Raw genomic sequence first — 14295 nt, 5'->3', positions numbered from 1 at the left:
CTGCCATGCCACGAGAGGACAACAGCATGAGTCTCCGCCCCGAATTCTCCACCGAACAGTTTCAGAAGGGTCTCAAGGTCCGCCGGGAGGTGCTTGGTGGCGCCTACGTTGACCGATCGGTGGCGGCGGCCGATGATATGACGGCTCCCTTGCAGAAGCTGGTGACGGAATGGTGCTGGGGCGAGGTCTGGAGCCGTCCGGGTCTGGACCGCCGGTCGCGCAGCCTGCTCAATCTGGGCATGCTGCTGGCACTCAATCGGCCGCACGAATTGCGGCTGCATATTCGCGGCGCCCTCAACAATGGGCTGACCCGCGAGGAAGTGAAGGAAGTGATCCTGCAGGCCGCCATCTATTGCGGCGCGCCGGCAGCGCTCGACGGCATGCGGATTGCGGTCGAGACTTTCAAGGAAATCGACGCGGCGTGATCCGCCGCGAGGCGTAGAAACGAGATGCCCGCATGACCAATCTGCCCCCGCTTGCCTCTATTCGCGCTTTCGAAGTGGCGGCGCGCCACCTGAGCTTCACCAAGGCGGCCGACGAATTGTGCGTGACCCAGTCGGCGGTCAGCCGCCATATCCGCCATCTCGAGGATCGGTTGGGGCGGCAATTGTTCATCCGGGGCCACCGCACCTTACTGCTGACCCCGGCGGGCGAGAAATATGCCGGAGAGCTGGCGGGCGTGTTCCGCCAGCTCGGCTGGGCGACCGATCGGGCCGCCCGTTCGTCCAACGAACAGCAGTTGCTGATCCACGCCTACACCACCTTCGCCATGTACTGGCTGGTGCCGCGCCTCAAGCGCTTCCGGGAGGCGCACCCCGATATCGAGATACAATTGACCGCCGCTACCAGCGAGGCCAATGCCGAGCAGCAGCAGGCGCATGCCATTTTGCGGGTCGGGCCGGGACAGTTCGAGAATGCCCAGCCGATCTTTCCGGTCTGCATGGTGCCGATCTGCACGCCCGAATTGCGCGATACCTACCTCTCCGATCCGAACGACCTGTCGCAGTTGTCGCGGGTGACGTTGCTGCATTCGCTGGCGGTAAAGGGCAATTGGCCATCCTGGCTGCGCCGAACCGGAGCCTATAGCGTGGAGCCGGATCGCGGCTTCTGGTTCGAGGCTTCGGCCATGGCCTATACGGCGGCCGAGCGAGGGTTGGGTGTAGCCCTTGCGCAATACTATTTCATCGACGACGAACTCAGGCGCAAGGCGTTGGTTGTCCCGTTCCCCTATGGCTGGCAGAGCGAGCGCGTCTATTGCCTCACCTGGCCGCACCGCTATTCACGACTCGAGCCTTTGGTCCGCTTCCGCGAATGGCTTGCCAGCGAGGTCGAGGCGCAGCGCCAGGGCCTTGACGATTCCTTCCTGATCCGCGTCTAGCGCGCAGCCGCGCGGAGACCGGCTTTCTTCGCCACGCCGCAGGCAAATCGGCCCGGCTTCGCACCCCAGTTCAACGCATCTCCCGCCGGCCCTCCAGGGCCGGTATTGCCCTCGCCGCCCAAAATAACCGGCTGAAGATAAAAGCTATTTTTGATCGCATGAGTTTTTGTTGGGGCACGGGCTCCATTTCATTTCTTTACCCCAAAAGACCCGCCTGCAACATTCCCGATGCGTCTTCGGCCTCTGCCATGTGGGCGCGAAATCAAACAAATTGGGGATGAGGACACACTATTTCCATGAGTTCCTGGAACATGCGAGACAAGGTCTGCGTGGTCGGTGTCGGCAATACGCGATATGGCAATTTTCCCGAAACCGACTCCTATGGTCTCGGGGCACAGGCCCTGGTTGCGGCAGTTGAAGATGCGGGGCTGTCCTTCAAGGATATCGACGGCCTGATCGTCAATCGTATTCCCTCGTATGAACGCTTCGCCCAGATGGTGGGCATCAATCCCCAATTCTGCCTGCCCACGGATATGGCGGGCCGCTTTGCCTCGGTCTCCCTGACCATCGCCGCCCAGGCGGTCGCGTCGGGCGCCGCCGAAACCGTGGCCCTGGTCTACGGCAATAACGGCCGTTCCAAGCGCATGCTTTACGGTGGCGCGGAAGGCGGCCAGTGGAACCCCTGGGGCATGACGTCGCCTGGCGCCACCCACGCCATGATGTGGCGCATGCACATGGACCGTTTCGGCACCACAACCGACGATCTTGGTCGCGTGGCCAGCACGTTCCGCCAGCATGCCAGCATGAATGCCGACGCGGTGATGCGCACGCCCTTCACGCTGGAAGACTATCGCCAGGCCCGGCCGATCTGTGAGCCGCTGCGCCTGCTCGACTATTGCCTCATCAACGATGGCGGTGTGGCCTGGATCGTCACCACGCCGGAACGCGCCAAGGACCTGCGCAAGCCCCCGGTCTATGTCTCCGGCTATGCTCAGCGGGACGTTTTCGACCAGGCAACCCCGCGCGACGACTTCTGGTATCCCGCTTTGCAGGAGGTGGCGGGCGAAGTTTACGACCGCGCCGGCATCGGCCGCGACGAGATCGACGGGTTGATGATCTACGACAATTTCACGCCCACCGTGCTGTTCACGCTCGAAGGTCTCGGCTTCTGCCCGCAGGGCGAAAGCGGCAATTTCATCAAGGACGGCATTCTCGAACTGGGCAAGGGCCGGCTGCCGGCCAATACCAATGGCGGGCATCTGTCGGAAAGCTACATGCAGGGCTGGGCCCTCATCGCCGAAGCCGTGCGCCAGGCGCGTGGGGAATGCGGCGATCGCCAGATCGAGGGCGCGCGGGCCATCCAGTATGCCTGCGCCGCCAATATCGCCTCTTCGATTATCTTCAGGAGGGACTGATGGCCGATATGCCGCAGCCAGCCATCGATCCCTGGAACAAGCCGTTCTGGGACGCATGCGAACAGGAAAAGCTGGTCGTCCAGCGCTGTGGGGAAACCGGCAAGGCATGGTTCCCGCCATCGCCGGTCAGCCCCTATGCACCGGCCGCCGAATGGGACTGGATGGAATGCTCGGGCGAGGGCGAAGTGCTCTCCTGGGTGGTCTTCCATCAGAAATATTTCGCCGGCTTCGCCGAGCGCCTTCCCTATAACTGTGCTCTCATCAAGCTTGATGAGGGCCCGCTCCTCGTCAGCAATATCGATGGGTCGAACGACGCCATCAGCATTGGCCAGAAGGTGCGGGTGCTGTTCGAGCGGCGCGGCGACGTCAATGTGCCGATCTTCACGGCGGCAGGCCGGTCATGAGCGAGCAGGTCTTTCAGGCATCCGAGGAAATTCGGCTCGAAGGCCGGGGCGACTACGCCCTCCTCGTCATCGATCGTGAGGCCAAGCGCAACGCCATGAATGCCAGCGCACGCGCCGGCATGCTGGCGGCCATGGGACATGCCCGCGGGAAATATCGCGCCATCGTGCTGACCGGGCGGGGCACGTCCTTCTGCGCCGGCGTCGATATCAAGGAAAACGTGGTGCTGGCCGATAGCGGCACCCGCACGCGCAGCCAGGAATGGGCGGCCGTCAACGTGGCCATTCGCGAGCATCCCGCCATCTTCATTGCCGCCGTCAACGGCACGGCCCTGGGCGGGGGCCTGACGCTGATCAATGTCTGCGATCTCGCCATAGCCGCCGACACTGCCGAACTGGGCATGCCGGAAATCACCTTTGCCACCTATCCGAGCCTGGCCGGGGTTTCCACCCAGCTCTCGCTGGTCCGCAAGCGCGCCGCCTGGATGGTGCTCAGCGGCGAACGGGTCGGTGCGCAGACGGCCATGGAATGGGGGCTGATCAATGAATGCGTTCCCGCCGCGCAATTGCTGGAACGGGCCGAAGCGATCGCCCGGCGCATTGCCGGTTTCGATCCTTATGCGCTGGCGGCCTGCAAGAAGGCGCTCGATACCGTGCCTGCCGTCGTCACGGACTGGACCCAGGCCTTCGCCTTCGGCGACTCCATGAATGCCGTCATTCGCAGCCGTACCGCAGTGCCGGCCGACCCGCTCGGGCAGTCGCGGGCCAGGCGATGACGCAGATAAGGATATAGTCCGTGACGACCCCCTCGGGCGATGGCCCGCTTTCCGGATTGCGGATCATCGAGCAGGTGGGCGCCGGGTCCACCGATATGGGACGGGTGGCGGTGGCCTTTGCCGGCCTGCTGGCGCAGCGCTTTGGCGCCACGGTGCTTCGGCTCGCCAATGGCGCCCCGGATCCTACCGAGCATTGGCCGCCCTTGCTGGCCGATGGCAGCAGCGCTCTTCACCGCTTCCTGACTGCCGGCAAGGGCTTCGGCACTGTGCAGCCGGGCGACTATCTCGTCACCGACGATCCGGCCACCGCCGCGGCCTGGCGCGATGATCGCAAGGTTTTGATCCTGCCCACCCTGGACGATTCCAGGCCGCAGTCGGACCTTACCGTCATGGCCGCCAGCGGCCTGCTGGATATCGTCGGTGAAGTCGGGCGCGCACCACTGGCCCTGCCCGGCTACCAGATGGGTTATGTCGCCGGCATGGTCGCCTTCAACGCCCTGCTGGCCAGCCACCTCTCTTCCATCCTGGGCGGCACACCGCTTGCCGGCGAAGTTGCCGTGCTCGAAGCAGCGCGCTGGCTCAACTGGAAGAATCTGCTTTCCGAAGTCAGCGGCCAACGCGCCGCCGGCGTCGGCCGCGCCGAGGAGTGGCAGATCACCCGCTGCAGGGATGGTTATATCGCCCCGGTCTTCCGGGATCGCGACATGCCCAACCTGGCCAGGCTCATGCGCGTGCCGGCTTTGCTGGAAGAGCGCTTTGCCACTGCCGCCGGGCGGCGGCGCAATCTGGCCGACATGTACCGGCTGATCGAAGCGGCTTTGGCCGAAAGAACGGCCGCGGACATTCTGGTGGAAGCCGCCGAGCTCAAGCTGCCCTTTGCCCAGGTGCAGTCGCCCGCGCAGGTCGCTGCCGATCCGCAGATGCGGCATCGCCGGTTCATCATCGAAGGTCCCCAGGGCCCCATGCCGCGCCTGCCGCTGCTCTGGAACGGGCAGAGTGTCGAGTCCCGGCAATCGGGGAGGGACGCATGACCCTGAAGGCACTGAAAGGTATCCGCGTACTGGATCTCGGCATCGTCACGGCCGGCGCCGCAACCTCGGGCGTGCTGGCCGATCTGGGCGCCGAAGTCATCAAGATCGAGGGCCCGACCTATATCGATCCCTTCCGCGATTGGCAGGGCATGGGAGAGGGGGACTGGTGGGAACAGAGCCCGCCCTATCGCGCCACCAACCGCAACAAGAAAAGCACCTGCCTCGATTTGAAGTCATCCCGCGGGCGGGAACTGTTTCTGCAATTGGTCGCGATGAGCGATGTCGTGGTCGAGAATTTCCGCGTCGGTGTGCTGGACAAGCTCGGCATCGGTTTTGAAACCCTGCGCCAGGCCAATCCGCATATCGTGCTGGCATCGCTCTCCAGTCAGGGCGCAACCGGGCCGAGCGCCGGCAACGTCTCGTTCGGATCTACGCTGGAAGCCTCCAGCGGGTTGGCGCATCTGATGCACTATCCCGGCGGCAAGCCGCAGATCACCGGCCGGGCGCTGAACTATCCCGACCAGATCGTGTCGATGTTCGCCGCCGGCGCCGTGATGGCGGCTTTGGTCGAGCGACAACGCACGGGGCAGGGCGTTCATATCGATCTGGCGCAGCGCGAGTTGTCGTCTTTCTTCGTGGGCGAGGCTTTCATCGCCGCCCTCGAAGGCACGCTGCCAGAGGACTATCCGGATGGCCCGCCTGCGGCGTTGCAAGCCCTGCTGCGTGGCCAGGACGGCCAGTGGGTGGCCGTAACGATTTCCGCCGCCGCAAGCGAGGGCGCGCGCCAGGTTATCGGCGCCGTCACCAGCGAAGCCCTCGGACAGTTCCTGGCAGCCCGCCCGGCAGCGGAGGGCGCTCGCGCCCTGCGCCAGGCTGGGGTCGCCGCCGAGGTCGTGGTCGCTGCCAGGGATTATGCCGACCCTTACAGCCCCGCGCCGGGCAATGCGCTGGCGCTGGACGATGCCGGCCACCAGGTCAAGGGCCAGCCCATCCGCCTCGACGGGTGCGATGCCGGCAAGGCCGCGGCCGTCGCTCCGCTGGGACGCGACAACCGATATGTCGCCTCGACCCTGCTGGGCCTGAGCGACATGCAATACGAAGCGCTGCTGGCCGAGGGCATCTTTGCCACGAGACCGCGGACGGCGGCAGCGCAATAGCGGCAAGGCAACGCCATTGCCGGCAAGCAGGGGAGGCGGACCATGCCGCAAGCCATTCGATGCGTGCTGATGCGCGGCGGCACCAGCAAGGCGGTGTTTCTGCGTGAAAACGACATCCCGGCCGATCCGGGCGGGCGGCTGCGCACCATCCTGTCCATCTTCGGCTCGCCCGACCGGCGGCAGATCGACGGGCTGGGCGGGGCAGATCCGCTAACCAGCAAGCTGGCCATTATCGGGCCGCCACGGGAAGATGACTTGCGTGCCGCCGGTACGCACCTGACCTACACATTCGGCCAGGTGGAGATCGATCATCCGCAGGTCGACTGGCTGAGCCTCTGCGGCAACATCTCCTCCGCCGTGGGCGCCTTCGCCATCGAGGAGGGCATGGTCGCCGCCGACGAGCCGCTGACCATTGTGCGTGTCTTCAACACCAACCTCAACCGCGTCCTCACCATCGAGGTGCCGGTGCTTGAGGGGCGTCCCGCCGAACACGGCGATTATGAAGTTGCCGGCGTTCCCGGTACCGGTGCCCGCATCCTCGTCGATTTTGCCGATACGGCGGGCGGCGCCACCGGCGCCCTGCTGCCCACCGGCAATGTCGTGGACAGGCTGGACGTGCCGGGCGTCGGCGCGGTCGACGTATCGCTGGTGGATATCGGCAATGCCCATGTCTTCATTCGCGCCGCCGATATGGGCCTGACCGGCACGGAAAGTGCTGCCGAGATCGATGCGCAGACCGAGCTGCGCCAGCGGCTTGAGCTGATCCGCGGCGCGGCTGCGGCCCGCATGAGGATGATTGCCGACGCGTCACGCTCGCGCCAGGACAGCCCGGCAACTCCTATCCTCGGCCTGGTCGCCCCGCCGGCCGACTATCTCAACCACCTGACCGGGGAGACCGTCCCTGCCGATGCCATCGATCTGTTGGCCCGGCTGCAATTCATGCAGCAGACCCACAAGACCTATGCCGGCACCAGCACGGTCTGCACCGGCGTCGCGGCACGCATTCCCGGCACCCTGGTTCATGCAGCGGCTCGCCAACGCGGCGGTGCCGAAATCCGCATCGGCCATCCCGGAGGGGTGATCGAGACCGAAACCCTGGTCGAAGCCGGGCCGGACGGCCCGGTCGTGCGGCGCGCCACATTGGGTCGCACCGCAAGGCGTATTCTCGAAGGCCGGGTCTTCATCCCAGATCCGGCAGCGGCGGGAGCGTGACATGACCGACAAGCAACCACCCGTCTACGAAATCTACGCCATCCGCTACGCCACCCGCGAGGCCCGGCGCTCCAGCCACTTCATCGGCGGCGATCCGCATGACGGACCCATGCCCATGGATTACTATATGTGGGTCATCAAGGGCGATGGTCGCGCCATCGTGGTGGATGCCGGCTTCACCGAAGACGTCGCCCGCAAGCGTGAGCGAACCTTCCTGCGCTGTCCCGTCGACACGCTGGCGCTGCTGGATGTCGATCCGGACCAGGTTGCCGACGTCATTCTGACCCATCTCCATTACGACCATGTCGGAAATTTCCACCGCTTCCCCGCCGCCCAGTTCCACCTGCAGGAAGCCGAGATGCATTACGCCACCGGGCGTTACATGCGCTACCCGCGTCTCTCGCATGCCTTCGAGGTCGAGGATGTCTGCGGCATGGTGCGGCTCAACTACGAGAGCCGCGTCCGCTTCTATGGCGGCTCGGCCGAGCTGGCGCCGGGTATTCACCTGCACGCGGCGGGCGGTCATTCGGCGGGCCTGCAATTCGTGACCGTCAACACCCGGCGCGGCGTGGTGGTGCTGGCATCGGATGTGTCCCATTTCTATGAGAACATGGCGAGTTACCGGCCCTTCACGACGGCCTTCCATATCGGGGAGATGCTGGAGGGTTTCGACAAGCTCCAGGCCGCCGCGCCTTCGCCCGATCACATCATTCCCGGCCATGACCCCCTGGTCATGCAGCGCTATCCCGCGCCCAACCCGGCCTGCGAAGGCATCATCGTGCGCCTCGACGCCGATCCGCACTAATCCGACCCGGTCCCGGCGCGGCCGGGCCCGTTCCCGCAACTGGACCTATGCAATGACAAAGACCGCTTCCGAACAGCTTGCCCATCATTTCGTCAATCTCGCCGATGACGCCGTTCCCGCCAAGGTCCGCAAGGATGCGGCTACGCTGGTGCGTGACTATCTGGGCGTTGCCCTGGGCGGCAGCCGTACCGGCAGCGGCCGCATCGCCCGCCAGTTTGCCGTCGAAACCGGCGGCAAGGCCGAAGCCAGCCTGATCGGGGGCGGCTCGGCCAAAGTGCCGGCGGTCCATGCCGCCTTCGCCAATGCCATCGCTTCCCATTCCATCGAGCTGGACGATGTGGATGTGCTGGCGCTGTTCCATTTCAGCCCGCCCGTGGTCTCGGCGGCACTGGCCGTGGCCGAGCGTGTCGGCGCCAGCGGCAGCGAGTTCATCACCGCCGTAGTGGCCGGTTGCGACATGATGGCCCGCGCCAGCAATGCCACCAATTTCTCGCTGCGCAATCGTGGCTATCACACCACGCCAACTTGTGGTGTCTTCGGGGCCACCATAGCCGCTGCGCGCCTTCTGCGCCTTAATGAGGAGCAGGTCGTGTCCGCCCTCGGCATGGCTGGCGCCCAGGCGTCGGGGCTCATGGAAATGTATGGCCCCTCCATGCAGAAGCGCTTCAATCCCGGCCCGGCCGCACGAAACGGCGTAACGTCCGCACTCATGGCCCAACTGGGCTTCACTGGCACGGCCTCCATTTTCGAAGGCGAGCGTGGCTTCTGTCGCGCCTTTTCCGACGAAAGCGATATCGGCGCACTGACCCGCGACCTGGGCTCGGACTTCCCGATCTATATAGAATACAAGCCGTATTCCTGCGCCCGGCCCATTCACAACGCCATCGATTGCGCGCTGAATGTGCGGGCGGAAATGGATGAGCCCGCCGAAGCGATCGCCAGCATGAAGATGTGGCGCCACCCCGCCTGGGCCCACTACCATCTCAACACCGCTCCCAAGACCTACCATGAGGCACAGGTGAGCTTGCCCTACTCGGTCGCCGTGGCACTGATCGACGGCGCAGCCCTGTTCCCGCAATACCAGAATGAGCGATTGGCCGATCCGCAGATCGTTCGTCTTTCCAATATGCTCGAGGTGCTGCCGGACGATGGCCTGCCGCGCGGCGTGTCCTGCCTGCTGGAACTCACCACCGCTTCGGGCAAGGTCTATCGTTCGCAGGTCGATCACCCGCGCGGTTCGATCGAAAATCCTATGTCGGAAGCCGACCTCAATCAGAAGGTGCATCTGCTGGCCGAGCCGTCCATCGGCGCCCAGGGTGTCGCCGGCCTGATCGCCGATCTGGGGCAGATCGATTCTGGCCTGCCGGTGAGCATGATCGCGGCGCGCTTCACGGTTGCTTGATGCCGTTCGCATGAGCAATTGTCATACAAGGCCCTTCGGAACATCGTTTGTTCGATCTGCCAACCTTTCCGATAATGGTCGCATCACAAGGCTGACGGCCATCCAGCAGGAGAATGGCGAGCCGGCTGGCCGTGCGAAAATGCCACGAAATAGGCATTTCGGGCGGCCGGGGATATAAACAGGAGGAGTTGCTTTATGGGTTGGTCCAGAATTCGAGCGGCCGGTCTCGCCGTCACCATGGCCGCATTGGGCGCCACTACCGCTTTGGCCCAGGATTGGCCATCGCGCGACATTACGTTCATCATTCCCTATTCTCCGGGCGGCGGCACCGACATGCTGGCCCAGGAGTTTACCCGTAAGCTGAGTGAAGTCATCGGCGCGACTGTGATCATCGACTATCGCCCCGGTGGTTCGGGCTCGGTGGGCACGGGTATTGCCGTGCGTGCGCCGGCAGATGGCTACACGGTGGCCATGGTGTCCAATGGCAATTTGACCATGAGCCCGCTGACTATTCCCGGCCTCCCCTGGGACGGCATCGATGACTACAAGGTTCTGGGCAAGATCGGCGATCAGCCCGTGGTTCTGGCGGCGCGCAGCGATGCCGAATGGTCGACGCTGGAAGACTATATCGCCTTTGCCAAATCCCGCCCCGGCAATGTGCATGCGGCAACCTCCGGCCAGCTGACCCCGTCGGGTCTGGGGGTCGAAATGCTCAATGCCCAGGCCGGTCTCGATGTCGTCGCCATCCCCATGTCGGGCGGCGCGGAATCCCTGACCCAGCTGCTGGGCGGCCATGTGGATGCGCTGTTCAGCTATGGACCGGCCATCAAGGGGCAGGTCGATGCCGGTGAGCTCAAGCCGGTCGCGGTATTCAGCACCACGCCCTATCCTTTCTTTGCGGATACCGGCCTGGCGCAGGATGCCGGCTACAACATGGACCTGGGCACCAAGTTCTATCTGATCGCGCCCAAGGATCTGCCGGAGGATATTGCCGAAAAGCTGCGTGCCGCCACGCTCGAAGTCACCGCGCAGGACGACTTCCAGGCCTTCCTCACCAATAACGGCTACGTGAAGCCGGCCGAACTCGATGCTGCCGGCATGGTCGAGGAACTGCATACCGAAGAGCAGCTCAACCGCGATGCGCTGACCCTTATCGGCCAGGAACCGGTGCTCTAGCGCCCGCATACGTTACCCGGCCGGGCGTCCCCACGCCCGGCCTCTTTTTTGCCCGGAAACAGGGAGGCAGTGATGGGCGCTGGCACAAAGAAACTCACCGGAAGGGTCGATCCAGGCCGGATCGCCATGCTGGACGTGCCGCGCCCGCCCGAAGGCGTGGTGGAGCGCTTCATGCGCCTGTCCGACCCGTCCTCCACCGTTTCGGACGTGATGGACGAACTGGGCCTGCCGAGTGGCGCCATAGGCGCTTCGGTCCTGCGCCCCACCATTGCCGGCCAGGTCGTGGTCGGCCCGGCCCTGACCGTGCGCAACGCCATCCAGGGCATAGACGCCTTGGCCGGAGCCCAGAAACACGTCAACCGCATGGGCGAATTCGAGGCGCATAACCTGGCCATGCCGGGCGACGTCCTGGTCTGCGAGGGCGTTGCCGATGTCTCCAATATGGGCGGCATCTCCTCGCGGCTGGCGCAGCGCCAGGGCGAGGCCGGCGCCATCATCATGGGCGGCGTGCGCGACGTCGCCTATTCGCGCTCGATCGGCTTTCCCATCTGGGCCAGCGACTATACGCCGGTCACCGGCAAGTGGCGCATCGAGACCATGGAGATCAACGGTCCGGTGACGATGGGCAATGCCCGGGTGATGCCCGGCGATCTCGTGGTGGCCGACGACACCGGCATATGCTTCATCCCGCGCGCCGCGATCATGCAGGTGCTGGAAGCAGCCGAAAAGCAGGCCGCCTTCGAAGAGGAACGCTCCGCGCAGATCGAAGCCGGCCTTCCGCTTCACGAGCTCGGCCCGCGGCCCCACTGAGCTTCGTCAGGTTCTCAGCCACACTTCGACGGCAAGCCGGGTTTTCTCTGGTGGCCTTATCGTCTTGTGCCGTTGATTGCAGGCACCCTGCTGTTCGATGGTGGGTGGACGGCGCCAGGTGTGGGCGGCATGTTCCGATCTGCGCATCAAGGGCGGAGACGACATCAAGTCGCTGGCCCAGTACGTGCGAACCAAGGCACGCCATCATTTAGATGAAGCGCATCGAGGTTGCTGAGCATCTCTCGAAGACTGGCAATGTCCGTTGCGAGCAGCGCTTTCGAATCCTCTCTATCGAGCATGGAAATCAACATTCTCAAATAGGCCGCCTCGCTGGGGTGCATTGCATCCACGAACTCCCGCTCATCGCCGCCAAATGAGGAAAGGTCCGTGAAATCGAAGTATGTCATGTCCAGGCCATCGATCCACTGCCGGAACGCGGGGCTTCGGAAGGCGGCCCATCCTCCATGATTGGGCGACGCTCCGAGTATCGCTGCAACGTCGGGATGGAAGGGCATTGTGACGCCGATGACCTTCGTGCCCTTGTCCGCCATCATGCTCACCAGCTCCTCGAACTGACGCATTCTGCTGGCATCCAACCCTGAGCTGAACAAGAAGGGGGCCCTGCCAAATTGAATTCGCTGTTCGATATCCCCCACGCTCGCCCCGACCGACCGGTTCGCCGGAAGTTCCAGCGCATAGGTGAAAGACCCGTCTGGCCTAAAGCCGATCCCCGACGTCCCCGCGGCCAAACCTATTGCCGGCAGACCGTCTGTTGGGTCAGTTTGAAGGCGCAGCAGCCTCATGGGCGCCGATATCATCGGCCGAACCATGAGCGATGCGCCAAACAGGAAGCTGTCGGCGTCCAGCAACTCCATATCGTTCCTGGCTATGCGGTCATACACCGCCTCCCAATTCGGATCGAACTGGTAGAAGTCGACCGGCACAATAAGTACCTTGGGAGCATACGGCTCCAAGGCCCTCAAAAACGCAATCTCGTCGGCAATACTATAGGTGCCCTGAGATGCATTGTAGAACGAAGCCCCAAACATCTCTGCCCGCCACTGGTTGGAGCGGGATTGACCCACCACCAACACATCTGGCTGCCGAAGGCGGGTTGCTTCCAGCTTGAAGGCAAAGTTGTGATCACTGAGCGAGGGCAGGTACAGTATCGGTGTTTGGCTGGCATGCTGGAGTCGCGCGGCAAGCCAGGCCGGCAAGGTTTCACCACTCAAATAGCCAAGCCCTTGAAGTGAAACGAGCACAATCAGAATTGGAGCAAGGAACAGCGCCAAGCGGCGCACCAATGCCTTGTGGCCGCCGCTGGCGAAGTCTTCGCTAGAATCTGAAGTATATGAACTGCTGTCCATAGTTTCCAATCTCTCCAAGATGCCGGACGTAAACGACGATCATGAGGATAGTGGCCAGGTAGTAGCCGGCCCACCGCACATAGCGAGGGACGGCATCCAGCGGTTTCGTATGTTCGGCCAGAAGGTCGCCGACAACGACAATGCCGACCAACAGTATCGGGATGACAATGGGAAGGGACCGCGTGCCCCATGCGCCAGCTATTCGTCCGTATATGGCGAGCGCCTCCTCGATGGAGGTGGCCCTGAACAGCACCAAGGTAGCGCAGACGAAAACGAAGGTCATTATTGTGCGAAAGCTGACCAAAAGTGGAACCGGCAGCGAGAGCCTTCCAACCAGACGGTTGCGCGCAGGCAGCGTCAGGCTTGACAGCACGGAGGCGAGGCCATGCAATATTCCGAAGGCGAGGAATTGCCAGCCGGTCCCGTGCCATATGCCGACAGCCGCAAAGGTGGCCACCATTGCGATGGAGAATCCAACCATCCCCATTTTGCGCAACCTGAACTGTAGCGGCACAAAGACGTAGTCGCGAAACCAGGATGACATGCTGATATGCCAGCGGCGCCAAAAATCCGGCACGGTCTGGGCGAGATAGGGCTGATTGAAGTTGGCTACGATCCTGATCCCGACCAAGGCAGCGCTGCCCAATGCAATCAGGGAGTAGCCGGCAAAGTCGGCATAGACTTGGAAGGCAAAGTAAAAGGTGCCCAGGGCAAGATCTGCCCCCGACTTTTCCAATGGCGAAGAAAAGACGGCGTTGACGTATGGGGCAAGACTGTCGGCCACTACCAACTTGAGAAATGCGCCCACCAGAATAGCACGCAGGCCGTCTCTTAGCTGCTCCGGCGAAGGTCGGCCCAAGCGTCCGAGCTGGGAAAGGAACCGCTCCTTTCGTTCGATCGGACCTGCGGACACGGTGGGGAAGAACGTAAGGAATGCCGAGACGCGCAGTGCATTGGTTTCTGCGCGAGTCGTGCCGACATACACGTCGATCAGATAGCCGCAGGCCGCAAATGAGAAAAAGGAAATACCGACAGGAAAGGACAGAAGCCCGAGGGCGTGGCTGGCGTTTGGGAGGACGGAAGGGCCGAACTTGTAAAGGACCAGGGGAAGCAGCACCAGCAACAACCCCAGACAGAACAAACCGGTCCGGGCACGGCCATGCTTAACGCGATCCAGTAGAATACCAAAGCCAAAGGCCAGAGCGACGACCCATGCCAGCGGCAATATGGTGCCATTGAAGCCCAGGTAAAAGGCAATCGACCCCGCTACCAGAACAGCAAGTCTCGCCTGGTGAGGAACAAAAACGAGGGCGGCGACCATGGTCGCCAGAAAAAACAGGTAGTTGGGGTCGCTCAACGCCAAGT

General features: G+C 63.4%; 14 protein-coding genes. 12 read left to right on the top strand and 2 right to left on the bottom strand.

Annotated features, from left to right (window positions below):
* Positions 1 to 26 precede the first annotated feature (26 nt).
* From ASD80_RS12280 to ASD80_RS12225, 12 genes are all read left to right on the top strand, one after another.
* The gene (locus ASD80_RS12280) at positions 27 to 425 is read left to right on the top strand and encodes a carboxymuconolactone decarboxylase family protein (protein ID WP_056233192.1); all 399 of its coding nucleotides are present in this window, start codon (positions 27 to 29) and stop codon (positions 423 to 425) included.
* 32 nt (positions 426 to 457) lie between these two features.
* Positions 458 to 1378, top strand: a complete 921-nt coding sequence (locus tag ASD80_RS12275; RefSeq protein ID WP_056233190.1) for a LysR substrate-binding domain-containing protein — start codon at positions 458 to 460, stop codon at positions 1376 to 1378.
* 296 nt (positions 1379 to 1674) lie between these two features.
* Positions 1675 to 2793: a thiolase family protein gene (locus tag ASD80_RS12270; RefSeq protein WP_056233188.1), complete on the top strand. Its 1119-nt coding sequence runs from the start codon at positions 1675 to 1677 to the stop codon at positions 2791 to 2793.
* Entirely contained in the window at positions 2793 to 3197 is a 405-nt protein-coding gene (locus ASD80_RS12265) for a Zn-ribbon domain-containing OB-fold protein (protein ID WP_056233187.1), read from the top strand. The genes ASD80_RS12270 and ASD80_RS12265 overlap by 1 nt, the downstream gene beginning before the upstream one ends.
* Positions 3194 to 3970: an enoyl-CoA hydratase/isomerase family protein gene (locus tag ASD80_RS12260; protein WP_056233185.1), complete on the top strand. Its 777-nt coding sequence runs from the start codon at positions 3194 to 3196 to the stop codon at positions 3968 to 3970. The genes ASD80_RS12265 and ASD80_RS12260 overlap by 4 nt, the downstream gene beginning before the upstream one ends.
* 20 nt (positions 3971 to 3990) lie before the next feature.
* A complete protein-coding gene (locus ASD80_RS12255; protein WP_156460430.1) occupies positions 3991 to 5001 on the top strand; it encodes a CoA transferase in 1011 nt (336 codons plus the stop codon).
* Positions 4998 to 6158, top strand: a complete 1161-nt coding sequence (locus tag ASD80_RS12250) for a CaiB/BaiF CoA transferase family protein (RefSeq protein WP_056233180.1) — start codon at positions 4998 to 5000, stop codon at positions 6156 to 6158. The genes ASD80_RS12255 and ASD80_RS12250 overlap by 4 nt, the downstream gene beginning before the upstream one ends.
* Positions 6159 to 6200: 42 nt before the next feature.
* On the top strand, positions 6201 to 7370 hold the full coding sequence (locus ASD80_RS12245; protein WP_056233178.1) for a 2-methylaconitate cis-trans isomerase PrpF family protein: 1170 nt from the start codon (positions 6201 to 6203) through the stop codon (positions 7368 to 7370).
* Between the two features lies 1 nt (position 7371).
* Positions 7372 to 8175, top strand: coding sequence for an N-acyl homoserine lactonase family protein (locus ASD80_RS12240; RefSeq protein WP_056233176.1), 804 nt, complete (start codon positions 7372 to 7374; stop codon positions 8173 to 8175).
* 52 nt (positions 8176 to 8227) lie between these two features.
* Positions 8228 to 9577, top strand: a complete 1350-nt coding sequence (locus ASD80_RS12235) for an MmgE/PrpD family protein (RefSeq protein WP_056233175.1) — start codon at positions 8228 to 8230, stop codon at positions 9575 to 9577.
* Between the two features lie 195 nt (positions 9578 to 9772).
* Positions 9773 to 10753, top strand: coding sequence for a Bug family tripartite tricarboxylate transporter substrate binding protein (locus ASD80_RS12230; protein ID WP_082555243.1), 981 nt, complete (start codon positions 9773 to 9775; stop codon positions 10751 to 10753).
* A gap of 72 nt (positions 10754 to 10825) precedes the next feature.
* On the top strand, positions 10826 to 11563 hold the full coding sequence (locus ASD80_RS12225) for an RraA family protein (RefSeq protein ID WP_056233171.1): 738 nt from the start codon (positions 10826 to 10828) through the stop codon (positions 11561 to 11563).
* Positions 11564 to 11727: 164 nt separating this feature from the next.
* On the opposite strand, the gene ASD80_RS12220 is transcribed toward ASD80_RS12225, so the two are convergent.
* Both ASD80_RS12220 and ASD80_RS12215 read right to left on the bottom strand, forming a co-directional pair.
* Complete coding sequence (locus tag ASD80_RS12220) at positions 11728 to 12930, bottom strand: hypothetical protein (RefSeq protein WP_156460429.1); 1203 nt, start codon at positions 12928 to 12930, stop codon at positions 11728 to 11730.
* The gene (locus ASD80_RS12215; protein WP_156460428.1) at positions 12899 to 14293 is read right to left on the bottom strand and encodes an MBOAT family O-acyltransferase; all 1395 of its coding nucleotides are present in this window, start codon (positions 14291 to 14293) and stop codon (positions 12899 to 12901) included. The genes ASD80_RS12220 and ASD80_RS12215 overlap by 32 nt, the downstream gene beginning before the upstream one ends.
* Positions 14294 to 14295: the final 2 nt, after the last annotated feature.

This window comes from Devosia sp. Root635 (genome assembly GCF_001427605.1).
Classification (GTDB): Bacteria; Pseudomonadota; Alphaproteobacteria; order Rhizobiales; family Devosiaceae; genus Devosia.
Note: the sequence above shows the minus strand (reverse complement) of the source record. Positions and strands in the feature narration are given on the sequence as shown.